Here is a 23,954-nt window from a genome sequence, read left to right on the forward strand (position 1 = left end):
CAACCCTAACGCAGCGTCACGAGAGTCCCGGACCATGCGCACGAAAAGACTTAGGCCCGAAACAGGCGGTCTCAACGAGGCGGCGACGCTTTTGGCCGAGGGTGCACTGGTCGCTTTCCCGACAGAAACAGTCTATGGCCTCGGCGCGGACGCGCGGAACGGCGCGGCGGTGGCCCGCGTCTACGAAGCCAAGGGCAGGCCAAGCTTCAATCCGCTGATCGTCCATGTCGCCGACCGCGCAGCGGCGCAAGCCTTCGTGGTGTGGTCCGATTCGGCCGAAATACTCGCCTCGGCCTTCTGGCCCGGTCCGCTCACGCTGGTGCTGCCGCTGAAGGAAGGGCATGGCCTGTCCTCGCTTGTCACCGCCGGGCTGGACACCGCGGCGATCCGGGTGCCCGCCCATGATACGGCACGGGCGCTTTTGCGGCAGTTCGGCGGCCCGGTGGCTGCACCTTCGGCCAATCCCTCGGGCCGGATCAGCCCGACGACCGCCGACCACGTTCTTGCGGGGCTTGATGGCAGGATCGCGGCGGTGCTCGACGATGGCCCCTGTTCGGTCGGGCTGGAAAGCACCATCGTCGGCCTTGCCGGTCCCGCACCCGTCCTGCTTCGGGCGGGCGGCCTGCCGCAAGAAGCGATCGAGACCGCCCTTGGCGCGCCGCTGGCCGCACCCGAGACAGAGGAGATCTCAGCGCCGGGGCAACTCTCGTCCCATTACGCACCCGACGCGCGGGTCCGCCTGAATGCCGATCATGCAAAACCGGGCGAGGTGATGCTGGGTTTCGGCGCCATCCCGGGCGATCTGAACCTCTCGCCTTCTGGTGATCTCGTCGAGGCGGCAGCGCATCTCTTCGACTATCTGCACCGGCTCGATGCCATGAGAAAACCCATTGCCGTGGCCCCCGTCCCCATGACCGGCCTTGGCCGCGCGATCAACGACCGGCTGCGCCGCGCCGCCGCCCCGCGCTAAGGCTCAGGCTCGGCCCGCCGCTGCCGAGAGCACCAGCGGGTCGATCCCGAGCGAGCGGAGCGCGGCTTCCCATTTCTCGGCATCGGGCAGATCAAAGACCAGCTCCTGCGCCGCATCCGCCGTCAGCCAGCCATTCTGGGCGATCTCGCCCTCGAGCTGTCCCGGTCCCCAGCCCGCATAGCCCAGCATCAAAAGCGCCCGCTCCGGCCCCCGATCCTCGGCAATGTCTTCAAGCACATCGAGTGTCGCCGTAAGGGCAAAGCCACCCTCGATTGGCAGGGTCTGCATCGCAGAGCGGTATTCGTCGGAATGCAGCACGAAACCCCGCCCGGTCTCCACAGGCCCCCCGAAATGAACACCAAGCTGCCGCTTGGCCGGACCGGACTCTTCCGAAAGCTGATCGAGAACATCAGAGAGGCTGACGCCTACCGCCGGCTTGTTGACGACGAGCCCCATCGTCCCTTCCTCGGAATGCGAGGTGAGAAAGACGACCGAATGCGCAAACCGCGGATCGCCCATGCCGGGCATCGCAATGAGCAGCTTGCCGGTCAGCGAAAGCGTATCGGTGCTCATGGGACCGCCTGTCAGTGAGGTCAGCTGGGTCAAGGATGCCCGCCCGCGCCGCCCCATGCAAGGTTCTTGCCCTTGCCCCGCCCTTCGAAACAAAGTTTGAAGCAAACGTGATTTGGAAGTGCGGGTGAAATCGACCATCTAGGTACCATGATCAGAAGTATGCTCTCTGCTTTGGCCCTTGGGTGGATCGGCGCGCTGCCGCTGGCTGCCGGTGATGCCTTCGAGACCCCCGTCAGAGGTGAGATCCTGACCGGCTGGACGCAGCCGGATGGCACACGGATCGCCGCCCTTCGGCTGCAGCTGTCGCCGGGTTGGAAGACCTACTGGCGCACGCCGGGCGACGCGGGCATCCCGCCCGAGTTCGACTGGTCGGGGTCCCAAAACCTTGGCGGCGTCGGGATCACCTGGCCCGCGCCCGAGGTCTTTCTGGCCGCAGGAATGCGGACCATCGGCTATTCCGGCGATCTGATCCTGCCGATCGCCCTTGCCCCCCGTGTGCCCGGTCAGCCGATCTCGCTCAGGGCGCATCTCGATATCGGCGTATGCAGCGACATCTGCGTGCCACACCAGATGACGCTGGACGCGGTCCTGTCGGACACCAACACAAAGCCCACGGCCCAGATCGCCGCTGCACTCGCTGCGCAGCCCTTCAGCGAACGAGAGGCGGGCGTCACCTCGGCGCGCTGCGCGCTCACGCCCACGGTGGATGGGCTGGAAATCACGGCAACGCTTGCCCTGCCGTCTGCGGGCGGTGACGAGGTGGTGATCATTGAGCCCGGTCAGCCCGGCCTCTGGATGAGCGAGACAGAAACCGTGCGCAACGGCAGCACGCTGGTGGCGACGGGCGAGATGATGGGCAGCGGAGACGCCCCCGTGGTGCTTGACCGTTCGGATATCCGCATCACCGTGCTGGGCAGCAAACATGCCGTCGACATCCGCGGCTGCGCCAGCGACTGACGCGCCTTAGCCCGCCCGGCGGCGGCGCGCGAAAGCAAAGCCCAAGGCGGCGAAGATATAACCGACAAGTGCAACCGTCCCGGCCCCTGCGACGAACAGCAGCAGCCCTGCCGTCAGCGCGGGCACGGACCCGGCAGCGGGCAGAGCGGCCAGGAGCGCAGGGTGCAGCGCATCGTGCCATGCCGCCCACCCGAGGGTGACGCCTCCCCACGCCAAGATGGCGGCCCAGAGCAGGAAGAGGCCCAACCGCACCGTACTGACGGGCGCACGCAGCCCCCGGCGCATTGCAGCCACCTGGCGCGCGATGTCGTGCTGCATGGCAATCAGTGCCGGTACGACCAGCAAGACCAGCACCATGCCGAAACCAAGACCGTAGACCAGCGTGATCACCGTGGGTTTCAGGAATTGCGCCTGCTGGCTTTGTTCGTAAAGCAGCGGGGCCATGCCCAGTACGGTCGTCATCGTGGTCAGCATCACGGGCCGCAGCCGGTCCGCCGCCCCGTCGATGATCGACGGGATCAGGCCCCGCGTTTCGGCGTATTCATCGATGGTCGTCACCAACACGATGGAATCGTTGATGATGATGCCCGTCATCCCCAATAACCCCACCACGGTGAACATGCTCAGCGGCACGTCCCATAGCGCATGACCGTATATCGTGCCGACCAGCCCGAAGGGGATGATCGCCATGACCACCGCGGGCCGCGTCCAGCTGCCAAAGACCCAGGCCAGCGTGAAGTAGATCCCCGTCAGGCACAGGATCAGCCCCGTCATCGCATCGTTGAGGAACTCGTCCTCCTGCTCGCTCAGCCCAGCGAGGCGGAATTCCACCTGCTGCTCGGAGGCGATGCGCGGAAGGATATCGTTCTGCAGCGCATCCTGTATCTCGGTCGCGCGGGCCGGATCGTCCTCAGAGATGTCGCTGGTGACCGAGATCAGGCGAATGCCGTTCTCCCGCCGCACGGTGCTGAACCCGGTGCGCCGTTCGACGCTCACGATGTCGGCCAGCGGCACGTAGAGCCCACTGGGCGAGCGCATCTGCGTCCTGTCAAGGAAATCCGCCGTCAGCTCGCCCTCGGGCAGCTCCACCCGGATCGCGGCCGAGCGCGGTCCCTCGGGGTAGGTCGCAGCCTCGATCCCGCCCAGGCGATGCCGCAGGGCGCGGCCCAGCGTATCGATGGTAAAGCCAAGCGCCTGCCCCTGCGGCGTCAGATCGAGGATCAGCTCTTCCTTGTCGTAGGCAAGGTTATCCTGCACCGCGCTGACCTCGGGGTACTGGCGCAAGGCATTCTGCAAGTCCTCCGACGCCGCCTTGAGTATTTCGGTATCCGCGCCGAAGAACTGCACGTCGAGCGCATCGCCGCCGGGACCTGAACGCCAGCCGCGGAAGCTGACGGTCTCCGCCAGCGGATGCTGCACCACGCGGTCCTGCAATTCCCCGACAAAGGTAAAGCTGGAATAGGGCCGCAGGTCCGCGTCGATCAGCTCGATCGATATCCCGCCCAGCAGATCGGCATCCTTGTTGTCCGCCCCGGCCAGCCCCCAGCCCGCGTTGCCGCCGATCTGCGCAATCACGTAGTCGATAGGGTTCGTGCCATAGCGCTCTGCGTATTCCGCCCCCAGCGCCTCTGTCGCGCGCTGCATCTCGCGCATCATCTCGAGTGTGTCTTCACGCGTGGCGCCTTCGGCCATGATGAAATTGCCCGTAACCGACCCGCGCTCGGGCGCGTTGAAAAACCGCCACTGCACGTCGCCGCGCACAAAGAGCGCGACCTGCGTGGCAAGGATCGCGACCGTTCCGGCCAGCACCACGTATCGCGCCTTGATCACCCCCGCCATGAGGGGCCGGAAAGCCCGCTCGCGCAGCCAGACGAATCCGGCGTTCACGACGCGGCTCGGCAGGTCGTACCAATGCTGCTTGTCCGCGGCCTTCATCGCGTGAGCCATATGGTTGGGCAGGATCAGGAAACACTCGACCAGCGAGGCGGCCAGCACTGCAATCACAGTGAAGGGAATGTCGCGGATCAGGTCGCCAAAGCGTCCACCGACGGCCAGCAGGCCGAAAAAGGCAATAATCGTAGTCATGGTCGCGGCAAAGACCGGCATCGCCATCCGCCTTGCCGCGTTCTCGGCCGCCTGCATCGCGGTCTCGCCCATGCGGAAGCGATGATCGGTGTGTTCGCCCACGACAATGGCGTCATCCACCACGATGCCGAGCGTGATGATCAGACCAAAGAGCGAGACCATGTTGATCGTCAGCCCGCCAAGATACATCAGCGCGATGGCCGCGCCCATGGCCACGGGGATACCCGCCGCGACCCAGAAGGCGGTGCGCGCGTTGAGGAACAGGAAAAGCAGGCAGATCACCAGCCCCAGGCCCATCAGGCCGTTGTCGATCAGGATATCGAGACGCCCGGTTATCGCCTCGGCCCGCGTCCGGATCAGTTCAACCGTGACCGAGGCGGGCAGGCTTGCCTGAAGCTCGGCGGCAACGCGCTCAACCGTTTCCTGGATACCGATGGCGTCCCCCCGATCAGACCGATCCACACGGACCGAAATCGCGGGGTCTGCGCCTACGAAAAAGCCGCGCTCGCGGTCGGCACCCTCCTGCCGGACGGTGGCAATATCGCCAATCGTCAGCTTCGAGCCGTCGGGGTTCGAGCGCAGGACGATGCCCGCGATCTCGCTTGCAGAGCGCTTCGCCGTGCCCGTGCGCACCCGCGCGTTGGCCCCTGTCACATCGCCGGCCGGGTCGGCATCGACCTCTTCGGCGATGGCTGCGGCGATATCCTCCATCGTCACGTCGTAGGCGATGAGTTGGGCCGAGGGCACCTCGACCAGCGTCTGCGGGGCGGCGATCCCCTCGATCGTGGTGCGCGTCACCCCCGCGGCGAACAATCGCGTGACGAATTCATCGGCAAAGCGGCCCAGTTGCTCGGGCGAAAGCGGGCCGGTGATCACCACGTCGGTGACCCTGTCGCGCCACGCGCCACGTCTGACCGTGGGTTCCTCGGCCTCCTCGGGCAGGGTGGTGATGGCATCGACCGCCGTCTGCACGTCAGTCGCCGCGCGCGCCATGTCCCAGCCCGGCTCGAAATCCAGCGTTACGATGGCGCGGCCCTCGCGTGAGGTACTTACCGACCCTTCGACACCTTCGATCGAGAGCAGCGCAGGCTCCAAGACCTGGACGATGGCCGTATCCACGTCCTCGGCCCCAGCCCCTTCCCAGAAGGTCGTGACGGTCACGTTGTCTATGATCACATCAGGAAAGAATTGCGCCCGCATGTTCGGTGCAGAAGCGAAACCGGCAACCAGCAGCACCAGCAAGAGCAGGTTCGCCGCCGTCCTGTGACGCACGAAATAGGAAAGAAGCCCTCCGGCGGCCCTGGGCATGGGGCGGGCCATGGCTTAGCCCCCCATCCGGCTCTCGATGCGGGCGACCATGTTCGCGGGCACCATCGGTTCGGCAAGCCGCGCCAGCACCCGTGCCTTGGCCTCGGCCGGCATCCGGTCGTTCGCCTCGACAAAGGCCATCAGCCGCGCCCGGCGTTCGTCTGTCAGTTCCAGCATCTCGGGTTCGGTCGCGGCGGGCGCCGCATCGCGCTGGAGCGGCTTGACGGCAATGCCCGCGCCCAGCAACGGCGAGCGCGCCTCGACCACCTGCCGGCCCGTGATCGGACCGCGCACCAGCACGTCATCCCCTTGCCGACGCAGCAACTGCACCGGAATTGCCTCAAGCCGGTTCTCGGCGTCCAGCACCAGCAATGCTCCATCGGCACCAAGCGCCGAGGCAGGCAGGCGCACCACATCCCGCAAGAGCGGTTCTTTCACCCGGACGGTAACGAAATCCCCCTGCTTGAACCCCGCCGCATCTTCCAGCAGCGCAAAGATCAACCGTCCCGTTGCGCCCTCACCCGCGGCTGCACTGGCGCGGCTGATGCGACCCTCGGCGCTCAGATCCACACCCGCCACGTCCAGCGTCGCGGTCAGATCGGCCCTGATCAGGTCGCCGTTATCGTCGAGGAGCCGCGCATATTGCGCGGTCGACAGGCGGAAGGACACTTCAAGGTCATCCGGATCGATCAACTCGGCCAGCCGCTCGTTGGGCGAGACCAGCCGCCCGACAAGCACGTCAGTCGCCGACAGCACCCCGTCGAAGGGCGCGCGCAGCACCGTGTCCTCCAACCGTCGTTCGGCCTCGGCAAGCGCGATCTCGGCGCGGGCAAGACGCGTGGCAGCCTGATCGACGCGGGCCTCGGCCTGCGCGACGGCCTGACGGCGCGACACCACGGCCTGCCGCGCGGCAGAAGCCGCAAGCTCGGCGGTTTCCGTCAGGCTCGCCGTTCCGACACCCCGTTCGGCCAGATCGCGCTGCCGCTCGAAAGCGCGTTCGCGCAACGCCGCCTGTTCTTCCGAGGCCGCCAGTTCAGCGCGCGCCAGATCAAGGCTCCGGGCCGCATCGCGACCCTCTGCCTCGACGTCGGCCACATCGCTGGCCGCGCGGTCCACGGCAGCCTGTGCATCCGCCGGATCGAGCCGGACAAGCACTTGCCCCGCCGTGACCAGCCCGCCGTCCTCGAACCCCTCGGCCAATTCGATCACCCGGCCTCCGTCGGCCGCGCGCAATTCAAGCTGGCGGCGGCTGTGTAGCTCCCCAAAGGTCTCGAGCACCGGAATGACATCCGTCGGTGTCGCCGTGATCACGTTGACAGCGAAGACACGCTCCCGCGCGGGCGGGCCGTTTGGCTTGTCCGCCAGCCGCTCGCGTACCGCGTCTCCGACAAGCGTCGCGGCATAGACCAGGAGCCCCAGCGTCACCGAAGCCAGGAAAAGGCCGATCATGCTTTGGCGAAGAAACCGCATTTCCGTCCGATCTTTGCAAGATTTCTCAGAGGCATAACTTAAACGCCCCTGCCGAAATACCAAGCCACAAGTCCTATACGATTATGTCAGAAATTTCCGTCGCAGTGGCAGAATTTTCCTACTTGCGGCGCTGATGCTCATCAAGGCGCGGCATGATTTCCACGAAATTGCAGGGCCGGTGGCGGTAATCGAGCTGTTTTTGCAGGATTTCGTCCCAGGCGTCCTTGCAGGCGCCGGGCGATCCGGGCAGAGCGAAAAGGTAGGTGCCGTTCGCGACGCCCCCCGTGGCGCGACTTTGTACCGCGGAGGTGCCGATCTTCTGCATCGACACGATGGTGAAAATCGTGCCGAAAGCCTCGATCTCCTTTTCATAGACATCTCGGTGCGCCTCGACGGTCACATCGCGGCCCGTCAGTCCCGTGCCGCCGGTGGTGATCACCACGTCGATGCCATCGTCCGCGCACCACAGGCGCAACTGTTCGGCGATCTGGTCCCGCTCGTCAGGGAGGATGTGCCGTTCGACCAGCGTATGGCCCGCTGCCTCGATCCGGCCCTGCAGGACATCGCCGGACTTGTCCTGCGACAGGTCGCGGGTGTCCGACACGGTCAGCACGGCGATGCGGACCGGAATGAATTCCTTGCTTTCGTCGATGCGGCTCATGCCCGTCCTCCTGTCAATGCGACGCGCGCGGCCAGTGCGCCAAAGATGCTCGCGGTCGTCCAGCGCAGTGCCCGCTCGATGCGTGGATTGCGCGCCAGCCTGCGGCCCAATCCGCCCGCGCTGATACCAACGAGGGATTTCACGACAAAGCCCAGCGCGGCGATGGTCCCGCCGTAGATCAGGAACTGCGGCAGAATCGGCTGCGCGGGGTCCACGAACTGCGGGATGAAGGCGAGGATAAACAGGATCACCGAAGGGTTGGAGAGATTCACAACCAGGCCGTCCCGAAACGCGCGCGAGGGGCGCACAGAGCGGCCATGTTCCCCGATCAGCGGATTGCGCAGGGTCTTTATCGCCAGCCAGACCAAGTAGGCGACCCCGACCCAACGGATTACCCCGAAAAGCCAGGGGGCCGCCGCGACGAGCGCGCCCATGCCCAGACCTGCCAGCGCCGCGTTGGTGAAGGCGCCCACCGAAATCCCTGCGGCCGCCGCGATGGCGGGCATGCGCCCGCCGCGCAACCCCTGCGCCATGGCGAAAAGCATATCGGGCCCCGGTGTCAGCACCAGCGCCAGCGCCGCGGGCAAAAACGCGAGATAGAGCAGCGGGTCGATCATGATTCGGCTTTCAATCTCGCCTTCAGACTCAGAAGGTCCGCCCAGGCCTCGCGCTTGAACTCGGGCGAGCGCAGAAGGTAGGCGGGGTGAAAGATCGGCAGCGCCGGACGCCCCGCCGCCTCGGTCCAGGTGCCGCGCAGGCGGGTGATGCCGCGCTTGCCCAGAAGCGCCTGGCAGGACCAGTTGCCGACGATCACCAGCAGCTCCGGCTTGGCCAGTTCGATATGGCGCAGCAGGAAGGGCTTTATCATCGCGATCTCCTCGGGCTTCGGATCACGGTTCTGAGGCGGACGCCAGGGCAGGACGTTGGTGATGTAGACAGGCCGTTCCGCATGCGCCCGACCCATGTCGATCGCCGCCAGCATCCGGTCCAAAAGCTGCCCGGCCCGCCCGACAAAAGGACGCCCCTCGCGGTCCTCGTCGCGCCCAGGGGCCTCGCCCACCAGCATCACGCGCGCACCCGGCACCCCGTCCGAAAAGACGAGGTTGCGCGCGCCCTTCTTCAGATCGCAGAGTTCATAAGCCGCCATCGCCGCGCGCAATTCGTCCAGCGTCTGCGCGCCGCGCGCCGCCTGCTCGGCCACCGCCACGGGATCGACCGCAGTCGTCGCCGCCTGCGCGACCGGTGCTTCACGCGGAGCCGCCGGTTTTTCCGCCGCCGCTGGTACCTCGTAGCGATTGACCGGCGCATCCCCGATCGCCTCGGTCGCGCCAAGTTCGATCTGCCAGTCGAGCAGCGCGAGGTCGTGATGAAACTGCGATGATTCCATAAACGCAGCGTACTCCTCCGGCTGGCTGACCTAAATCCCCCCTGTTGCTTCCGGACCTATTCCGCCGCATCGCCTTGCCGCGCGGGCAAGCCGCCCTCTATAAGACCATGAAAGAGAAAGAGGTCGCCCGCCCATGTCCTTCGCGCACCGCCACCTGCTTGGCATCGAACATCTGTCGCAAAGCGATATCGTCACGATTCTCGATCTGGCGGACACATATGCCGACCTCAACCGCCGCCCGGACAAGCATGCCGATGCGCTGGCCGGGCTCACCCAGATCAACATGTTCTTCGAAAACTCCACCCGCACACAGGCCAGTTTCGAGATCGCGGGCAAGCGGCTCGGGGCCGACGTGATGAACATGGCAATGCAGGCGTCCTCGATCAAAAAGGGTGAGACGCTGATCGACACGGCGCTGACGCTCAATGCCATGCACCCCGACCTCTTGGTCGTGCGCCATCCGCAGTCGGGTGCCGTGGACCTGCTGGCGCAGAAGGTGAACTGCGCCGTCCTGAACGCGGGCGACGGGCGGCATGAGCACCCGACGCAGGCCCTGCTCGATGCGCTGACGATCCGGCGCGCCAAGGGGCGGCTGCACCGGCTTTCAATCGCGATCTGCGGCGACATCGCGCATTCCCGCGTGGCCCGGTCGAACATCATCCTGCTGGGCAAGATGGAGAACCGCATCCGCCTGATCGGTCCGCCCACGCTGATGCCTGCGGGCATCGCCGATTTCGGCGTCGAGGTCTTTGACAACATGGAAAAGGGCCTGAAGGACGTCGATGTGGTGATGATGCTGCGGCTTCAGAAAGAGCGGATGGACGGGGGCTTCATCCCCTCCGAGCGGGAGTATTTCCACCGTTTCGGGCTGGACGCCGAGAAACTCGCACATGCCAAGGATGACGCCATCGTGATGCACCCCGGCCCGATGAACCGAGGGGTCGAGATCGACGGGACGCTTGCCGACGACATCAACCGCAGCGTCATTCAGGACCAGGTGGAGATGGGCGTGGCCGTCCGAATGGCGGCGATGGACCTGCTGGCCCGAAACCTGCGCCAGCGCGCGCTTGAGGCGGTATAGGTGGCAACATGAGCAAGATCGACATTCCCCGGGGCGAACAGGGTACGACGCGCATCTTTTCGCTGTCGATGTCTGGCCCCGACGCGCGGGCGCTGCGCGATGATGCAGAACAACAAAAGGCCAGCCTGGGCACCGATGTGCTCAATACGGACGGGGTCGAGGTCTTTGCGGTCTCCGATCTCGACGAGGTCGGATTGATGGGCTATCTGCGCGAAGGGATCGACGCGCGCGAGGAAGATCTGCGCCGGGATCGTGCGAAACTGGCCGCCCTCGACGGATGGGTGATGCTGGTCCATTCCTCGGCCTTCGGCGGCGCACCCGTAACCCTGAGCCCCGACCCCAGCCTCACGCTGATCGGGACATACGCGCAAACCCGGCCCGAAACCCCGACCGAAAAGCTCGAGGCCGAGGCCGCCTTGCCCTACAGCGGTACGCCCGACAACGCGCCCCTGCCCGCCGCCAGACGGCGAAACAGCGGATCAATCGTGGTGGTCATCCTTGGCCTCATCGTTCTTGGTGTGCTGTGGTGGGCGCTTCGCTGAAAGACCTGAGTTGAAAGGATACCCCCGGATGCAGGAGCCAAAGCCAGATCCGAAAATATCAGGCCGCCTTGCCATGATCGCCCTCCTGGTGGCTTTCGGCATCGTGGGCATCATGCTGTGGATCGCATAGAGCCCGACGAGCTCAGCTGGGCCCCGGTGCGACGGGTGTTCCTGCGCCGTGTGCTGATCCGCTCTGCAATGACCTTTGCCGCACTTCTGGCTGTGGTGCTGCTCTTCGCCATCTTCGCAACACTGCCCGCGGGCTGGGGCCTGCTGGGGGCCGCGATCCTGACCGCCGGTTTTGCGATCGAGGATTTGCTGCGCTGGCGCAACGCGCGGGCCGATCTGTGGCAGATCAGCGACGGCCATTTCCTGCACGACGATATCGACGGCCGTTTGCAGGTGCCGCTTTCCGAGATCGCCGATGCGCGCCACCAGTTCGGCGGGCGGGTCACCGTACGCCTGCACTCGGGCCAGCGCATCGTGATGCGCTATCTGCCCTTCCCCGCCGAGACCGCTGCCCAACTGCGTGCCGCCGCCGCCCCGCCGCCGAAAAGGGATCCCCAGTGATGACTCCCCTTGGTTCGCAACAACTTTTCGGGCAAGAGGACATGACCGCGAGAGAGGCTTTCAAGACCCCATGACGTTGCACTTCACCAACGCCAAGCTCATCGACCCGGAGGCGGGCACGATCACCGAGGGATCGCTTTCCGTTTCGGATGGCAGGATCACGCAGATCGGTGCCGCGCCCGATCCCCTGCCAGCGGGCGCGGAGGTAATTGATTGCAAGGGGAAATACCTAGCCCCCGGTATCGTCGATCTGGGCGTCAAGGTCTGCGAACCGGGCGAGCGGCATAAGGAAAGCTATCGCTCCGCCGGGCTGGCGGCAGCAGCGGGTGGCGTGACCACGATGATCGTCCGACCCGACACGGATCCGGCGATCGACAACCCCGAAACGCTCGAATTCGTCACCCGCCGCGCCAAGGAGGTCTCGCCCGTCAATGTCGTCCCCATGGCGGCACTGACCAAGGGGCGTGCCGGGCGCGAGATGACCGAGATCGGCTTTCTGATGGACGCAGGCGCTGCCGCTTTCACCGATTGCGACCGCGTGGTCAGCGACACCAAGGTTTTCTCCCGCGCGCTGACCTACGCCCGTAGCCTCGGCGCGCTGGTCATCGCCCACCCGCAGGAACCGATCCTCAGCGCCGGTGCCGCCGCCACGTCGGGCAAGTTCGCCTCGCTCCGTGGCCTGCCCGCCGTCTCGCCGATGGCCGAGCGCATGGGCCTCGACCGCGACATCGCGCTGATCGAAATGACAGGGGCGAGATACCACGCCGACCAGATCACCACTGCGCGCGCCCTGCCCGCACTGGCGCGGGCCAAGAAGAACGGTCTCGACATTACCGCAGGTGTCGGCATCCATCACCTCACTCTGAACGCGCTCGACGTGGCCGACTACAGGACCTTTTTTAAACTCAAGCCCCCCCTCCGTGACGAGGACGACCGCCTTGCCGTTGCCGAGGCGGTGGCGAGCGGCCTGATCGACGTGGTCTGCTCCATGCACACGCCGCAGGACGAGGAATCAAAGCGTCTGCCCTTCGAGGAAGCCGCCTCCGGTGCTGTCGGCTTGCAGACGCTGCTTCCCGCCGCCCTGAGGCTTGTCCACGCCGAGCTGATGGACCTGCCCACGCTCTGGCGCGCGATGTCGCTGAACCCCGCAAAACGCCTCGGCCTGCCGGGCGGCAGGCTCAGCGCGGGGGCCCCCGCCGACCTTGTGCTTTTCGATGCTGATGCGCCTTTTGTCCTCGACCGGTTCAACCTGCGGTCGAAGTCGCTCAACACGCCGTTTGACGGGATGCGCATGCAGGGTAAGGTGCTGCAAACATTTGTCGCCGGAATAAGCGTGTATGAGATGCCCTGATGCCGCCCCTTGATAGTTCCATCACCGTTCTGATCGTCTGGGCCGTTGTCGGCTACCTCTTGGGCTCGATCCCCTACGGCATCGTGCTGACGCGGATGATGGGGCTGGGCGATCTGCGCAACATCGGGTCGGGCAACATCGGCGCGACGAACGTGCTGCGCACCGGCAGCAAGAAAGCTGCCGCGCTGACGCTGATCCTAGATGCTGCGAAGGGTGCCGTGGCGCTGCTGCTGGCGCGGTTCATCTCGGGTGAGGATGCGGTGCAGGTTGCGGCGCTCTTTGCGATGCTCGGCCATTGCTATCCCGTCTGGCTGAGATTCAGTGGCGGCAAGGGCGTGGCGACCTTTCTTGGCATCATGCTGGCACTGGCCTGGCCCGTGGGCATCGGCTGCTGCCTCGTCTGGCTCTTTGCTGCGGCTGTCACGCGGACATCGTCCATGGGCGGTCTTGCCGCCGCCTCCTCCTCCACCTTCCTGCTGGTCGGACTGGGCTACGGCTATGCCCTGCTGCTCGGGATCGCGCTGACGATCCTTCTCTATGTGCGGCACCGTTCGAATATCATTCGCATCCGTGAAGGCACCGAACCCCGGATCGGCCAGAAGGGGTGACACCGCCCGGGGACATCGTCGCACGTATCAAGAAGCTGCCTTTGGGCGCGCTGACCGGCAGCGCTCACGGCAAACGCTACCTGCTGACGCGCGACGCCTTCAGCGCGGGCCGGTCGATAAAAGTGGTCGCCAGGGAATTGGGCGGTGCCGACTACATCAGCCTCAACCTCTATGACCTTGAAAGCGGTCCCAGGCTCTATCCCTGCGAGATGCCCGCCGAAAAGGTGATCGCCTTCCTGCGCTCCTTCGCCCCGGATGAAAGCGCCGCCGCATGACCGACATCAACCTGCCCGTGATCCTGTTCGCCGCCCTTCTGGCCGTCGGCAGCCCCGGTCCCGCCACGCTGGCCATCGCGGGCACCTCCATGGCTTCCGGCAGACGCGCGGGGCTGGCGCTGGCCTCGGGTGTGACGACGGGGTCCTTCATCTGGTCGATCTCTGCCGCATTCGGCCTTGGCGCGGTCATGGCCGCTCATGCCTGGGTGTTCGAGATCGTCCGCCTGATGGGCGCGGGATATCTCATCTGGCTGGCGATCAAGGCGGCGCGCTCTGCCTGGGTGGGCAACAGGGTTCAGGCCAGGGCGCTCCCGGCAACGTCGCCCCGGCGCGCCTATGGCAAGGGGCTGGCGCTGCACCTGACGAATCCCAAGGCGATCCTGTTCTTCGGCGCGCTTTATGCAATCGGCGTGCCGCCCGACGCACCGGTCAGCGCGCTGGTTCTCGTGATTCTCGCGGTTGGACTGCAAAGCACGGTGATGTTCCATCTTTACGCGGTGATCTTCTCGTCACCGCCCATGGCCCGCGCCTATCTCGGCGCAAAGCGCTGGTTCGAAGCTTTCTTCGCGCTGGCCTTCGGTGCAATTGCCTTCAAGGTGCTGACGGCCCGCATAGGCTGAGCTGTTCACCGCAGATCAGTAGCTGTAGTCCGCGTAGATGCGCGACAGATCGCCATTCCAGTTGCCATGGTAGTCGGCAAGGAGATCGTCGGCGGGCACACGCCCTGTCTCGATGCTTTCCTTGAGCGCGCTCAGGAAATGCGTCTCGTCCGGGACCATGCCGCCCGCACCCGTGCGCGCACGGGCCCTGAGCCCCGCCTCTGACAGGGCGACCGCCTCGCGTGCAATCTCATGCATGTCGATGCCCGTGACTTTCGCCTGCAGCCCGTCAATGGAGGCTGCCACCCGCAGCGCGTCATGCTGCGAGGGCGTCCAGTTCTTCACAAGGTCCCATGCCCCGTCCAGCGCGCCTTGATCGTACATCAGTCCGACCCAGAACGCAGGCAGCGCACAAAGCCTGCGCCACGGACCGCCATCCGCCCCACGCATCTCGATGAACTTCTTCATCCGCGCCTCGGGGAAGGCAGTGGTCAGGTGATCCGCCCAGTCGCTCAGCGTGGGCGTCTCGCCCGGCAGCGCGGGCAGCTTGCCCTTCAGGAAGTCGCGGAACGACATTCCCAGCGCGTCGATATACTCACCGTCCCGGTAGACGAAATACATGGGCACATCGAGCGCGTATTCCACCCAGCGCTCGAACCCGAAGCCCTCGTCAAAGACAAATGGCAAGGTCCCTGTCCGCGCCGCATCCAGATTGCGCCAGACCATCGACCGGAGCGACTTGTAGCTGTTCGGCTTGCCCTCAAAGAACGGCGAATTGGCGAAAAGCGCCGTCGCCACAGGCTGCAACGCCAGTGCGACACGCATCTTCTGCACCATGTCCGCCTCCGACCCGAAGTCGAGGTTCACCTGCACCGTGCAGGTCCGCCGCATCATCACCCGCCCCATGGAACCCACACGGGTCATGTAGTCGTTCATGAGCCGGTAGCGGCCCTTGGGCATGAGATCCATCTGCTCATGGGTCCAGACCGGTGCGGCCCCGAGGCCGATCCAGCCCGCCCCGATGTCATCCGCCACGTCCTTGACCTCGCGCAGGTGCTGGTTCACCTCGTCACATGTCTCGTGAATGTTCTCCAGCGGCGCACCCGACAGCTCCAGCTGCCCGCCCGGCTCCAGCGAGACATTGGCACCGTCCTTGACCAGCCCGATCAGCTTGCCCTTTTCCTCGACCGGCGCCCAGCCGTGGCGGTCGCGCAGCCCTTCCAGCATCGCCCGGATCGACCGCTCGCCCTCGTAGGGCAAGGGCTTCAGCGTGTCCTTGCAATAGCCGAACTTCTCGTGCTCGGTCCCGATGCGCCAATCCTCGCGCGGCTTGCACCCGGCTTCGAGGTATTCGGCAAGCTGTTCATACCGCTCGATGGGGCCGCCGCCGGACTGGGGAATGGACATGAGGAACGCTCCGGGATCGCTTTGGTTGAAGGTTCAGGGATGAGCGGAATCCGCCGGGGTGTCAATGCAGCAAAGTCCCCTCCGGGCGCAAGGGCCCGCGCTGCCAGATGAGCACCGCCTGACGCGGGTTGGCGCTGAGTGTCGCCAGCATCCGCTCGGTCTTGAGACCCGGCAAAGCCGCGAAGGCATCGAAAAGCGCCTCCGCCCCCGCCGCGTTCACGGGGATCAGCAGGGGCGGCTGCCCGCGCTGGCTCAGCCGCCAGTGGGCGGGGTACATGTTACCCTCCAGCGTCAGGCTGTCGAGGTCACGCAGCGCCACGGTGCCGCCCGTCAGCGGGCCGAAGTATGTCACCTGCCCCTCGTCCACCTGCACGGCACCCGCACCGTCGCCCGGGGCACGAAAGCGTCCCCGCTGAATCCCCAGCCAGACCAGCGCCGATCCCACGACGATCGCGGCATACCCCGGCACCGCCAGGAGAAACCCGGGAGAGGTGACCAACCAAAACCCGAAAAGCGCGACAGCGCCCCCGGCAAGCGCCTCGCGCCAGCGCCAGATCGCCGCTTTCGCCTCGGGGCGGAGAAACCCGCTCACGCCCAGTCCCCCAGTGCCTGCTGCCAGAGCGTCATCGCCGCCACCGCCGCCGTATCCGCGCGCAGGATGCGTGGCCCAAGCGACACCACATGCGCACAATCCATCCGCTCCAGCCGCGCCCGCTCGCTTTCCGAAAACCCGCCCTCCGGCCCGATCAGGATTGCCCAGGGACCAGCATCCCCCGAAATATGCGGCAACCCATGTGTCTCCCCCACCCGCGCCTCGTCGCAGAACATGATCCGCCGCGCGCCGTCCCACCGGTCAAGCAGCCGGTCCAGCCGCACCGCTTCCGCCACCTCGGGTACAAACGTCCCGCCGCATTGCTCGGCCGCCTCGACCGCATGTGCCTGTAACCGCTCCCGCTGCACCCTACCCGAATTGGTGAACTCGGTCATCACCGGCACGATCCGCCGTGCACCCATCTCGGCGGCCTTCTCGACAATGAAATCGGTGCGGGCCTTCTTGATCGGCGCGAACATCAGCCACAGGTCCGGCGGCATCTGCAGGGCGCGCGTCCGTTCGACACAACGCAGGAGCCCCCCGCGCTTGCCCGCCTCCTCGATCGTCGCCAGCCACTCCCCATCGCGCCCGTTGAAGACCAGTAACGCGCCACCTGCGCTCTGCCGCATGACCCCGAAAAGGTAATGCACCTGCGCCTTGTCCAAAGGAACCGGTTGTCCCTCGCCCAAGGGCTGCTCTACATACAATCTGATCTTCGCACTCATGAGCCCCGATATATGCAAGACAGTTCCCCATCACCAGACGCTCCGGTCGCCGATGCGCCCGCCGACAACTGGGTCGACGTCTATGCCCCCGCCTTCGCGCGCCCCTATCTGAGGCTCAGCCGCGCGGATCGGCCCATCGGCACCTGGCTCTTGCTGCTGCCCTGCTGGTGGGGGCTGGCGCTGGCGATTCTCTACGACCAAAGCCCCCGTTGGGAGGACCTGTGGCTTTTCGTCGGCTCCGGCATCGGCGCCTTCCTGATGCGCGGCGCAGGCTGTACGTGGAACGACATTACAGACCGCGACTTCGACGCGCAGGTCGCGCGCACCCGGTCGCGGCCCATTCCTTCCGGTCAGGTCAGCGTCAACGGCGCCGTTGCGTGGATGGTGATCCAGGCGCTGCTTGCTGCCTGCATCCTCTTCACCTTCAACATCGCCGCGATCTCGCTGGGTTTCCTCTCGCTCCTGTTCGTCACGATCTACCCCTTCGCCAAGCGCTTCACCTGGTGGCCGCAGGTCTTCCTTGGCCTCGCCTTCAACTGGGGTGCACTGCTTCTCTGGACAGCCCACACCGGCAGCCTTGGCGCGCCCGCCGTCCTGCTTTATGCCGCTGGCATCGCCTGGACGCTCTTCTACGACACGATCTACGCCCATCAGGACACCGAGGACGACGCGCTCATCGGCGTGAAGTCCACCGCGCGGCTTTTTGGCGAAAGCTCCCCGCAATGGCTGCGCCGCTTCCTGATGGCCACCGTGGGCCTGATGGGGCTGGCGGTGATCTTTGCGGGCATGCCCAATGCCTCGGCACTGGCCCTCGTGGTGGCGCTGGCGGGTCCATGGGCCATGGGCTGGCACATGGCCTGGCAGCTGCGTGGCCTCGACATCAATGATCCGGCCAAGATGCTGCAATTGTTTCGCGCCAACCGCGATACCGGCATAATCCCGCTTCTGTTTTTCGGAGCGGCCCTGCTGGTATGATTGCGCCCCGCCGCCCCCGCGCGTACAACCAGCGCAAAACAGCCGAGACCTGACCGACACATGCGCCTGTCCTCCATCCTGATCATTGCGATGACCTTCTTCGCGGCGGCGGTCGTGTCCCTCGTGGCCGCCAATTTCAGCGTCAAGCTGATCGAGGAAACCTCCGAGATCGGGGTGCGCGATGCGCTGGATGACGCTGGCCTGACCTGGGCCGAGGTTCAGGCCGACGGGCTTCAGGTGACGCTGGCCGGGATCGCGCCGACTGAGGCGCTACGCTTTCAGGCACTCAGCACCGCAGGCTCCATCGTCGACGCCGCCCGCGTCATTGACGAGATGGAGGTCGAGGCCCAGGCAGCCATCGCGCCGCCGAAGTTCTCCGTCGAAATCCTGCGCAACGACAGCGGCATCTCGGTCATTGGCCTCATCCCCCGCAGCACCGACCGCGAGGGTGTGATCGACGGCTTCAAGAAAACCGCCCGGACGCCCGACGTCGCCGACCTTCTGGAACAGGCGAACTACCCCGCACCCGACGGCTGGGAGGATGCGCTGGCCGTGGCGATCTCCGCCATCGGACTTCTTCCCCGCGCCAAAGCCTCGGTCGAGGCCGGACGCGTCACCGTCACCGCCATCGCGGACAGCACCGAGGAAAAAGCCCGGATGGAAGCTGCCCTGCGGCGCGGCACACCGCCGGGCGTTGCACTGACGCTCGATATCGCGGCCCCGCGCCCGGTGATCACCCCCTTCACGCTCCGCTTCGAGATCGACGCGGGCGGCCCGCGCTTCGACAGTTGCTCGGCCGACACCGAGGAGGCCCGGATCCGCATCCTTGCCGCCGCGACCCGCGCGGGCGTGACAGGTACACCACGCTGCACACTGGGTCTTGGCGCACCGAGCCCTTCGTGGTCGGAAGCGGTGGCGCAAAGCATCGACGCCGTGCACCGGCTGGGTGGCGGTTCGGTCACCTTCGCGGATGCCGATATCACCCTCGTGGCCGAACCCGGCAGCGACCAGGACACCTTTGACCGCGTGGTCGGAGAGCTCGAGACCAGCCTGCCGGAAGTCTTTGCCCTGCGCGCCAAACTGCCCAAACTGCCCGACCCCAACCAGGGTCCCCCGGAATTCGTCGCCACCCTCAGCCCCGAAGGACAGGTGCAGCTGCGCGGCCGTGTCAGCGATGCCGCATTGCGCCAACTCGCTGACAGCTACGCGAAGGCCCGTTTCGGCACGGACCGCGTCTACACCGCCGCACGGATCGCCGAAGACCTGCCGTCAAACTGGGCCCAGCGCGTACTGACCGGGCTCGAGGCGCTGTCAGTGCTCAGCAACGGACGGGTGCTCGTCACGCCTGACAGCCTGTCCGTGACCGGCAATACTGGTAACCCCGAGGCCAGCAACGAGATCGCCTCGCTGCTCTCGGCCAAGCTGGGCGAAGGGGCGGAATACGATATCGACGTGACCTACCTTGAAAAGCTGGACCCGGTCCTCGGCCTGCCCACGCCGGACGAATGCGAGGCCCAGATCAGCGACGTGCTGAAGGGCGGCAAGATCAACTTCGAGCCAGGTTCGGCCACAATCGACGCCTCGGCGCTCAGCATCATGGACGACATCGCGGAAATCCTGAAGCAATGCGGCGACCTGCCGCTCGAAATCCAGGGCTACACCGACAGCCAGGGCCGCGAGAGCATGAACCTCGCCCTCAGCCAGAGCCGTGCGGAATCGGTGCTGAACGAGTTGCGCGCGCGTCGCGTGCTGACCGGCTCCTTCACGGCGAAAGGCTACGGCGAGGAAAACCCCATCGCCGACAACGGAACCGAGGAAGGCCGCGAGGCCAACCGCCGGATCGAATTCAAGCTGATCCGCCCCGATACCGTCGCGACACCGGAGCAAACAACGCTGGAAAGTAATGCGCAATCCGGCGATACAGTGGAAAACCCGTCCGAAGAAGGCACCACCGATGAGCAGAACTGAATTCGTCCTCGCCACCGCGATCATCCTCTTCGTGGCCTTCTGCCTTGGCTGGTTCGCGAACTGGCTGCTGCACCGCTTCACGCGGGTAGCCCCGGACGATGTGGCCCAGCTTGACCGGATGAGCCAGGAGTTGCACGAGGCCGAAGAGACGCGCGACCAAGCGATCACCTACCTGCAGCAGCGCGAGGCGGAACTGACCAACCAGCTTGCCCAGACCGAAGCGGAACTTTCCGCGGCCATGGAAGGCCTGCGCGACGCGCGGCACGAGGCCGAGGAAATGCGCGCCTATATCGAGAGCCAGTCGACATCCCCCGAGGGTGCCGGCGCGATCTTTGCCAGCAAGCGCTGAACGCTACCAGCGCTTCAGCGCGTCCTCGTCCTCGTCCTTCGCCGCGACCCATTCCGCGCCATCAGCCGTCACTTCCCGTTTCCAGAAGGGCGCGCGGGACTTGAGGTAATCCATCAGGAATTCCGCCCCCTTGAAGGCATCCGCCCGATGCGGCGCGGCGGTCAGCACCATCATGATCACCTCATTGGGCGCCACGCGCCCGTAACGGTGGATGATCCGCGCCCCGGTCAGGCCGAACCGCGTGATCGCCTCCAGCCGGATATCGCCCAGCGCCCGTTCGGTCATGCCGGGATAATGCTCGATCTCCATGTGCCGCAGACCGCCCGCGATATCGCGCGTGATCCCCGTGAAGCTGACCACGGCCCCGCTGCCCTCGGCCCCCGCAGTGAAGGCGGTCAGTTCCTGACCCACATCAAAGCTGGCTTCCTGAACAGAAACCTCCACGTCAGCCCCCGGTCATCGGCGGGAAGAACGCGACCTCGCGCGCACCCGCGATGGAGGCGTCGAAGTCCGTGAGCTTCTGATCGACCGCCACCCGTAGCGCCGACAGGTCCGAGAAGGCCAGATCATAGCGGTCCTCGCGCGCGCGCAGTTCCTCGACAAGCGCGCGCACGGTCTGCGCCTCGGTCTCCACCCGCTCGCGCGGCAGACCGATCCGCTCGCGCACCCAGGCGAAATAGAGAACATCCATCAGTGCCCCTCCCTCAGATGCGGCATGGCCTTGGCGAGGTAATCAAAACCGGTGATCGCCGTCAGCGACGCCGCCAGCCACAACAGCCACAATCCGATCAGCCCCGCCCATTCCATCCCCGCCAGCTTCCACCACAGCCCCAGCGTATCCTCCTCGTCCCCGTTCAGAATGGCAGAGATCATCCGCTCATCCATGCCAAAGACCGACATGCCCAGGTAGTGCTCGAACACCCCCTGGCTGAAGAGTACCGCGATGGCCGTCATCTGGAACGTGGTCTTCCACTTGGCCAGCTTCGTCACCTTCAGCGTGCCCGCCACATCGCCGAGAAACTCGCGCAGCCCCGAAACGAAGACTTCCCGGAACAGGATCACGGTCGCAGGCAACACCAGCCAGGGCGACCAGCTGGAAAACCCGATGATCACCATCAGCGCGATCACCACCATCGCCTTGTCGGCAATCGGGTCGAGCATCGCCCCCAGCTTGGTCTCCTGTTTCCAGGCGCGCGCGAGGTAGCCATCAAACCAATCGGTGATCGCGGCGGACAAAAACAGCAGCAGTGCAAACCAATCCGCATAGGGCCGCGTGAAATAGAGAAACATCACCGCCACCATCGGTGCCGCGAGCAACCGCAAAAGCGTCAGGATATTCGGCAGATTCCACTTCATGGCCGCACCCTACTCCGCACCGTCCCAAGGGAAAAGCGCCAACCTCCCAGCTTCATCTTTCCACTACAACTCCGGGGGTTTGGGGGCAGAGCCCCCAACCAAAAATGTCGTGCGCGCTTGCGCGCTCCTTTGAATCAACCCCGCTCATGAAAGAACGCATAGATCGTCTCGGCCAGCGCATCCGACACGCCCTCGACCGCCTTGAGATCGCTCAGGTTCGCGCGGCTCACCGCCTTGGCCGACCCGAAATGTGCCAGAAGCGCCCGCTTGCGTGCCGCGCCCACGCCCGGCACATCGTCCAGCGGCGTGGCGCCGACCGCCTTGGCGCGCTTGGCGCGGTGCGTCCCGATCGCAAACCGGTGCGCCTCGTCCCGCAGGCGCTGCACGAAGTAAAGCACCGGATCGTTGTGCCGCAGCGCCATGGGCATCTTGCCCACGCGGTGAAATTCCTCCTTGCCCGCGTCCCGGTCGATCCCCTTGGCGACGCCCACCATCGGGATGTCCTCGACCCCGTATTCCCGCATGATCTCGGCCACCGCACTCACCTGCCCCGCGCCGCCGTCGATCAGCAACAGATCCGGCCAATGTCCTTCGCTGCGGTCCGGGTCCTCCTTGATCAGCCGCTTGAACCGCCGGGTCAGCACTTCCTTCATCATCCCGAAGTCATCGCCGGGCGTCAGTTCCTCACCCTTGATGTTGAACTTGCGATACTGGTTCTTCATCAGCCCGTCGGGCCCCGCGACGATCATCGCCCCCACGGCGTTCGTTCCCTGGATATGGCTGTTGTCGTACACCTCGATCCGCTCCGGCACCTCCGCCAGATCGAAAGCCTCCGCCAGCCCGCGCAAGAGCTTCGCCTGCGTCGCCGTCTCGGCCATCTTCCGCGCGAGGCTCTCGCGCGCATTGCGCAGCGCCCCGTCGACCAGCTCCGCCTTCTCGCCCCGCTGCGGCACCAGTAGTTCGACCTTGCGGCCCAGCTTGCCCGACAGCGCCTCGGCCATCAGGTCGGGGTTCTCGATCTCGTTCGACAGGATCAGCTGCCGGGGCGGCTCGCGCGTGTCGTAGAACTGGCCGATGAAGGCCTCCAGCACCTCGGCCGCATCCACATCAGCCCCGACGCGCGGATAATAATCCCGGTTCCCCCAGTTCTGGTTGGCGCGGATAAAGAACACCTGCACGCAGGCCTGCCCGCTGTCCATGTGCAGCGCGATGATATCTGCCTCGGCCACGCCCTTGGGGTTGATCCCCTGCGCCGTCTGCACCTGCGTAAGCGCCTTGATCCGGTCTCGCAGCGCTGCGGCCCGTTCGAACTCCATCGCCTCCGACGCCTCTGTCATCTGCTTGGCCAACCGCCCCTGAATGTCCGTCGTCTTGCCGCACAGAAAGCGCTCGGCATCCTTCACGCTTTCACGGTACTCCTCTGGGCTGATCTTGCCCACGCAGGGAGCCGAGCAACGCTTGATCTGGTACTGCAGGCAGGGCCGCGTGCGGCTCTCGAACATCGAATTCGAACAATCGCGCAGCAGAAACACCCGCTGCAGCTGGTTCAGCGTCCGGTTCACCGCCCCCGCGCTGGCGAAGGGTCCATAGTATGCCCCCTTCTCCTTTTTCGCCCCGCGATGCTTCTTGATCTGCGGATAATCGTGATCGGCGGTCACGAGGATGTTCGGAAACGACTTGTCGTCGCGCAGCAGCACGTTGAACTTGGGCTTGAGCTGCTTGATCAGGTTCTGCTCGAGGAGCAGCGCCTCGGTTTCCGTCTTGGTGGTCAGAAACATCATCGAGGCGGTCAGATCGATCATCCGCGCGATGCGTGGGGAATGCCCCGCCGGCCGCGCGTAATTGCTAACCCGCGCACGCAGGTTTCGTGCCTTGCCCACATAAAGCACGCGGCTTTCGGCATCGAGCATACGGTAGACGCCCGGCGAGGTGTCTATCGTCTTGAGATAACTCTGGATCACCTCGTGACTCGATAGCTCTTTCTGCGCCTTATCGCTCATGCCTGCCTGTGATTCTCTCGTTGCGCTGCAATATGCCGCCTTCGGCCTCAAGTGTTAACATGTCCACGAATGCTGTGGATAACTCTTGGGACAAGGTCGGGCACGTCCGAAATTCTCTTTGTTTTCGGCTAGCTTCCCAAATCTG

At 65.4% G+C, this 23,954-nt stretch carries 25 protein-coding genes; 12 read left to right on the forward strand and 13 right to left on the reverse strand.

All coding sequences use genetic code 11. The features are described 5' to 3' along the window. Window positions 1-34: 34 nt before the first annotated feature. Window positions 35-970 carry an L-threonylcarbamoyladenylate synthase gene (locus AB2B41_RS08900; protein WP_367877424.1) on the forward strand — a complete coding sequence of 312 codons (936 nt, stop codon included), beginning with the start codon at window positions 35-37 and terminating at the stop codon, window positions 968-970. Between the two features lie 3 nt (window positions 971-973). On the opposite strand, the gene AB2B41_RS08905 is transcribed toward AB2B41_RS08900, so the two are convergent. Beyond that, on the reverse strand, window positions 974-1,543 hold the full coding sequence (locus AB2B41_RS08905; RefSeq protein WP_367877425.1) for a YqgE/AlgH family protein: 570 nt from the start codon (window positions 1,541-1,543) through the stop codon (window positions 974-976). A gap of 147 nt (window positions 1,544-1,690) precedes the next feature. On the opposite strand from AB2B41_RS08905, the gene AB2B41_RS08910 reads away from it, so the two are divergent. Further along, window positions 1,691-2,500 (forward strand): protein-disulfide reductase DsbD domain-containing protein, encoded by an 810-nt coding sequence (locus AB2B41_RS08910; RefSeq protein ID WP_367877426.1) that lies wholly within the window; start codon window positions 1,691-1,693, stop codon window positions 2,498-2,500. A 6-nt stretch (window positions 2,501-2,506) separates the two neighbouring features. On the opposite strand, the gene AB2B41_RS08915 is transcribed toward AB2B41_RS08910, so the two are convergent. The 5 genes from AB2B41_RS08915 to AB2B41_RS08935 form a co-directional block, all read right to left on the reverse strand. Beyond that, window positions 2,507-5,905 carry an efflux RND transporter permease subunit gene (locus tag AB2B41_RS08915; RefSeq protein ID WP_367877427.1) on the reverse strand — a complete coding sequence of 1,133 codons (3,399 nt, stop codon included), beginning with the start codon at window positions 5,903-5,905 and terminating at the stop codon, window positions 2,507-2,509. A 3-nt stretch (window positions 5,906-5,908) separates the two neighbouring features. Continuing rightward, complete coding sequence (locus AB2B41_RS08920) at window positions 5,909-7,363, reverse strand: efflux RND transporter periplasmic adaptor subunit (protein WP_367877428.1); 1,455 nt, start codon at window positions 7,361-7,363, stop codon at window positions 5,909-5,911. 118 nt (window positions 7,364-7,481) lie between these two features. Continuing rightward, window positions 7,482-8,024: a molybdenum cofactor biosynthesis protein B gene (gene moaB / locus AB2B41_RS08925; protein WP_367877429.1), complete on the reverse strand. Its 543-nt coding sequence runs from the start codon at window positions 8,022-8,024 to the stop codon at window positions 7,482-7,484. Next, the gene (locus AB2B41_RS08930; RefSeq protein WP_367877430.1) at window positions 8,021-8,641 is read right to left on the reverse strand and encodes a LysE family translocator; all 621 of its coding nucleotides are present in this window, start codon (window positions 8,639-8,641) and stop codon (window positions 8,021-8,023) included. Before AB2B41_RS08930 ends, moaB begins: the two co-directional genes overlap by 4 nt. Next, window positions 8,638-9,411, reverse strand: coding sequence for a uracil-DNA glycosylase (locus AB2B41_RS08935; protein ID WP_367877431.1), 774 nt, complete (start codon window positions 9,409-9,411; stop codon window positions 8,638-8,640). The genes AB2B41_RS08930 and AB2B41_RS08935 overlap by 4 nt, the downstream gene beginning before the upstream one ends. 133 nt (window positions 9,412-9,544) lie before the next feature. Here AB2B41_RS08935 and AB2B41_RS08940 point away from each other — a divergent pair, with 133 nt between their 5' ends. The 7 genes from AB2B41_RS08940 (at window position 9,545) to AB2B41_RS08970 (ending at window position 14,458) form a co-directional block, all read left to right on the forward strand. Beyond that, window positions 9,545-10,492: an aspartate carbamoyltransferase catalytic subunit gene (locus AB2B41_RS08940; RefSeq protein WP_367877432.1), complete on the forward strand. Its 948-nt coding sequence runs from the start codon at window positions 9,545-9,547 to the stop codon at window positions 10,490-10,492. Window positions 10,493-10,500: 8 nt separating this feature from the next. Then, complete coding sequence (locus AB2B41_RS08945) at window positions 10,501-11,034, forward strand: hypothetical protein (protein ID WP_367877433.1); 534 nt, start codon at window positions 10,501-10,503, stop codon at window positions 11,032-11,034. A 117-nt stretch (window positions 11,035-11,151) separates the two neighbouring features. Beyond that, a complete protein-coding gene (locus AB2B41_RS08950) occupies window positions 11,152-11,604 on the forward strand; it encodes a hypothetical protein (protein WP_367877434.1) in 453 nt (150 codons plus the stop codon). A gap of 70 nt (window positions 11,605-11,674) precedes the next feature. Continuing rightward, on the forward strand, window positions 11,675-12,955 hold the full coding sequence (gene pyrC, locus AB2B41_RS08955; protein WP_367877435.1) for a dihydroorotase: 1,281 nt from the start codon (window positions 11,675-11,677) through the stop codon (window positions 12,953-12,955). Further along, on the forward strand, window positions 12,955-13,563 hold the full coding sequence (plsY, locus tag AB2B41_RS08960; RefSeq protein WP_367877436.1) for a glycerol-3-phosphate 1-O-acyltransferase PlsY: 609 nt from the start codon (window positions 12,955-12,957) through the stop codon (window positions 13,561-13,563). The genes pyrC and plsY overlap by 1 nt, the downstream gene beginning before the upstream one ends. Next, window positions 13,560-13,838, forward strand: a complete 279-nt coding sequence (locus tag AB2B41_RS08965) for a hypothetical protein (protein WP_367877437.1) — start codon at window positions 13,560-13,562, stop codon at window positions 13,836-13,838. Before plsY ends, AB2B41_RS08965 begins: the two co-directional genes overlap by 4 nt. After that, complete coding sequence (locus AB2B41_RS08970; protein WP_367877438.1) at window positions 13,835-14,458, forward strand: LysE family translocator; 624 nt, start codon at window positions 13,835-13,837, stop codon at window positions 14,456-14,458. The genes AB2B41_RS08965 and AB2B41_RS08970 overlap by 4 nt, the downstream gene beginning before the upstream one ends. A gap of 15 nt (window positions 14,459-14,473) precedes the next feature. Here AB2B41_RS08970 and AB2B41_RS08975 read toward each other — a convergent pair whose 3' ends face one another. The 3 genes from AB2B41_RS08975 to AB2B41_RS08985 all read right to left on the reverse strand — a co-directional run bounded on the left by AB2B41_RS08975 (window position 14,474) and on the right by AB2B41_RS08985 (window position 17,161). Then, complete coding sequence (locus AB2B41_RS08975; RefSeq protein ID WP_367877439.1) at window positions 14,474-15,844, reverse strand: glutamate--cysteine ligase; 1,371 nt, start codon at window positions 15,842-15,844, stop codon at window positions 14,474-14,476. A gap of 61 nt (window positions 15,845-15,905) precedes the next feature. Then, window positions 15,906-16,436 (reverse strand): hypothetical protein, encoded by a 531-nt coding sequence (locus AB2B41_RS08980; RefSeq protein ID WP_367877440.1) that lies wholly within the window; start codon window positions 16,434-16,436, stop codon window positions 15,906-15,908. Then, complete coding sequence (locus AB2B41_RS08985) at window positions 16,433-17,161, reverse strand: 16S rRNA (uracil(1498)-N(3))-methyltransferase (protein ID WP_367877441.1); 729 nt, start codon at window positions 17,159-17,161, stop codon at window positions 16,433-16,435. Before AB2B41_RS08985 ends, AB2B41_RS08980 begins: the two co-directional genes overlap by 4 nt. Before the next feature lie 12 nt (window positions 17,162-17,173). On the opposite strand from AB2B41_RS08985, the gene ubiA reads away from it, so the two are divergent. Genes ubiA through AB2B41_RS09000 form a run of 3 tightly spaced genes read left to right on the forward strand, consistent with a single transcriptional unit; the run spans window position 17,174 to window position 20,453 of the window. Next, a complete protein-coding gene (gene ubiA / locus AB2B41_RS08990) occupies window positions 17,174-18,136 on the forward strand; it encodes a 4-hydroxybenzoate octaprenyltransferase (RefSeq protein WP_367877442.1) in 963 nt (320 codons plus the stop codon). Window positions 18,137-18,196: 60 nt separating this feature from the next. After that, a complete protein-coding gene (locus AB2B41_RS08995) occupies window positions 18,197-20,104 on the forward strand; it encodes an OmpA family protein (RefSeq protein WP_367877443.1) in 1,908 nt (635 codons plus the stop codon). Next, window positions 20,091-20,453, forward strand: a complete 363-nt coding sequence (locus AB2B41_RS09000; protein ID WP_367877444.1) for a hypothetical protein — start codon at window positions 20,091-20,093, stop codon at window positions 20,451-20,453. The genes AB2B41_RS08995 and AB2B41_RS09000 overlap by 14 nt, the downstream gene beginning before the upstream one ends. A 3-nt stretch (window positions 20,454-20,456) precedes the next feature. Here the strand turns inward: AB2B41_RS09000 and AB2B41_RS09005 are convergent, their stop codons facing one another. The 4 genes from AB2B41_RS09005 to uvrC form a co-directional block, all read right to left on the reverse strand. Next, window positions 20,457-20,897: a molybdenum cofactor biosynthesis protein MoaE gene (locus AB2B41_RS09005; RefSeq protein ID WP_367877445.1), complete on the reverse strand. Its 441-nt coding sequence runs from the start codon at window positions 20,895-20,897 to the stop codon at window positions 20,457-20,459. Between the two features lies 1 nt (window position 20,898). Continuing rightward, window positions 20,899-21,147: a molybdopterin converting factor subunit 1 gene (gene moaD, locus AB2B41_RS09010; RefSeq protein ID WP_367877525.1), complete on the reverse strand. Its 249-nt coding sequence runs from the start codon at window positions 21,145-21,147 to the stop codon at window positions 20,899-20,901. After that, window positions 21,144-21,809, reverse strand: a complete 666-nt coding sequence (gene pgsA / locus AB2B41_RS09015; RefSeq protein WP_367877446.1) for a CDP-diacylglycerol--glycerol-3-phosphate 3-phosphatidyltransferase — start codon at window positions 21,807-21,809, stop codon at window positions 21,144-21,146. The genes moaD and pgsA overlap by 4 nt, the downstream gene beginning before the upstream one ends. Window positions 21,810-21,943: 134 nt before the next feature. Beyond that, on the reverse strand, window positions 21,944-23,809 hold the full coding sequence (gene uvrC, locus AB2B41_RS09020; protein WP_367877447.1) for an excinuclease ABC subunit UvrC: 1,866 nt from the start codon (window positions 23,807-23,809) through the stop codon (window positions 21,944-21,946). Between the last annotated feature and the right edge of the window lie 145 nt (window positions 23,810-23,954).

The organism is Sulfitobacter sediminis, from assembly GCF_040811725.1.
GTDB lineage: Bacteria > Pseudomonadota > Alphaproteobacteria > Rhodobacterales > Rhodobacteraceae > Sulfitobacter > Sulfitobacter sediminis.

Coding starts and splice junctions, on each gene's coding strand:
- AB2B41_RS08900 (WP_367877424.1), top strand. CDS start 35: ATGCGCACGAAAAGACTTAGGCCCGAAACAGGCGGTCTCAACGAGGCG.
- AB2B41_RS08905 (WP_367877425.1), bottom strand. CDS start 1,543: ATGAGCACCGATACGCTTTCGCTGACCGGCAAGCTGCTCATTGCGATG.
- AB2B41_RS08910 (WP_367877426.1), top strand. CDS start 1,691: ATGATCAGAAGTATGCTCTCTGCTTTGGCCCTTGGGTGGATCGGCGCG.
- AB2B41_RS08915 (WP_367877427.1), bottom strand. CDS start 5,905: ATGGCCCGCCCCATGCCCAGGGCCGCCGGAGGGCTTCTTTCCTATTTC.
- AB2B41_RS08920 (WP_367877428.1), bottom strand. CDS start 7,363: ATGCGGTTTCTTCGCCAAAGCATGATCGGCCTTTTCCTGGCTTCGGTG.
- moaB (WP_367877429.1), bottom strand. CDS start 8,024: ATGAGCCGCATCGACGAAAGCAAGGAATTCATTCCGGTCCGCATCGCC.
- AB2B41_RS08930 (WP_367877430.1), bottom strand. CDS start 8,641: ATGATCGACCCGCTGCTCTATCTCGCGTTTTTGCCCGCGGCGCTGGCG.
- AB2B41_RS08935 (WP_367877431.1), bottom strand. CDS start 9,411: ATGGAATCATCGCAGTTTCATCACGACCTCGCGCTGCTCGACTGGCAG.
- AB2B41_RS08940 (WP_367877432.1), top strand. CDS start 9,545: ATGTCCTTCGCGCACCGCCACCTGCTTGGCATCGAACATCTGTCGCAA.
- AB2B41_RS08945 (WP_367877433.1), top strand. CDS start 10,501: ATGAGCAAGATCGACATTCCCCGGGGCGAACAGGGTACGACGCGCATC.
- pyrC (WP_367877435.1), top strand. CDS start 11,675: ATGACGTTGCACTTCACCAACGCCAAGCTCATCGACCCGGAGGCGGGC.
- plsY (WP_367877436.1), top strand. CDS start 12,955: ATGCCGCCCCTTGATAGTTCCATCACCGTTCTGATCGTCTGGGCCGTT.
- AB2B41_RS08970 (WP_367877438.1), top strand. CDS start 13,835: ATGACCGACATCAACCTGCCCGTGATCCTGTTCGCCGCCCTTCTGGCC.
- AB2B41_RS08975 (WP_367877439.1), bottom strand. CDS start 15,844: ATGTCCATTCCCCAGTCCGGCGGCGGCCCCATCGAGCGGTATGAACAG.
- AB2B41_RS08985 (WP_367877441.1), bottom strand. CDS start 17,161: ATGAGTGCGAAGATCAGATTGTATGTAGAGCAGCCCTTGGGCGAGGGA.
- ubiA (WP_367877442.1), top strand. CDS start 17,174: ATGCAAGACAGTTCCCCATCACCAGACGCTCCGGTCGCCGATGCGCCC.
- AB2B41_RS08995 (WP_367877443.1), top strand. CDS start 18,197: ATGCGCCTGTCCTCCATCCTGATCATTGCGATGACCTTCTTCGCGGCG.
- AB2B41_RS09000 (WP_367877444.1), top strand. CDS start 20,091: ATGAGCAGAACTGAATTCGTCCTCGCCACCGCGATCATCCTCTTCGTG.
- pgsA (WP_367877446.1), bottom strand. CDS start 21,809: ATGAAGTGGAATCTGCCGAATATCCTGACGCTTTTGCGGTTGCTCGCG.
- uvrC (WP_367877447.1), bottom strand. CDS start 23,809: ATGAGCGATAAGGCGCAGAAAGAGCTATCGAGTCACGAGGTGATCCAG.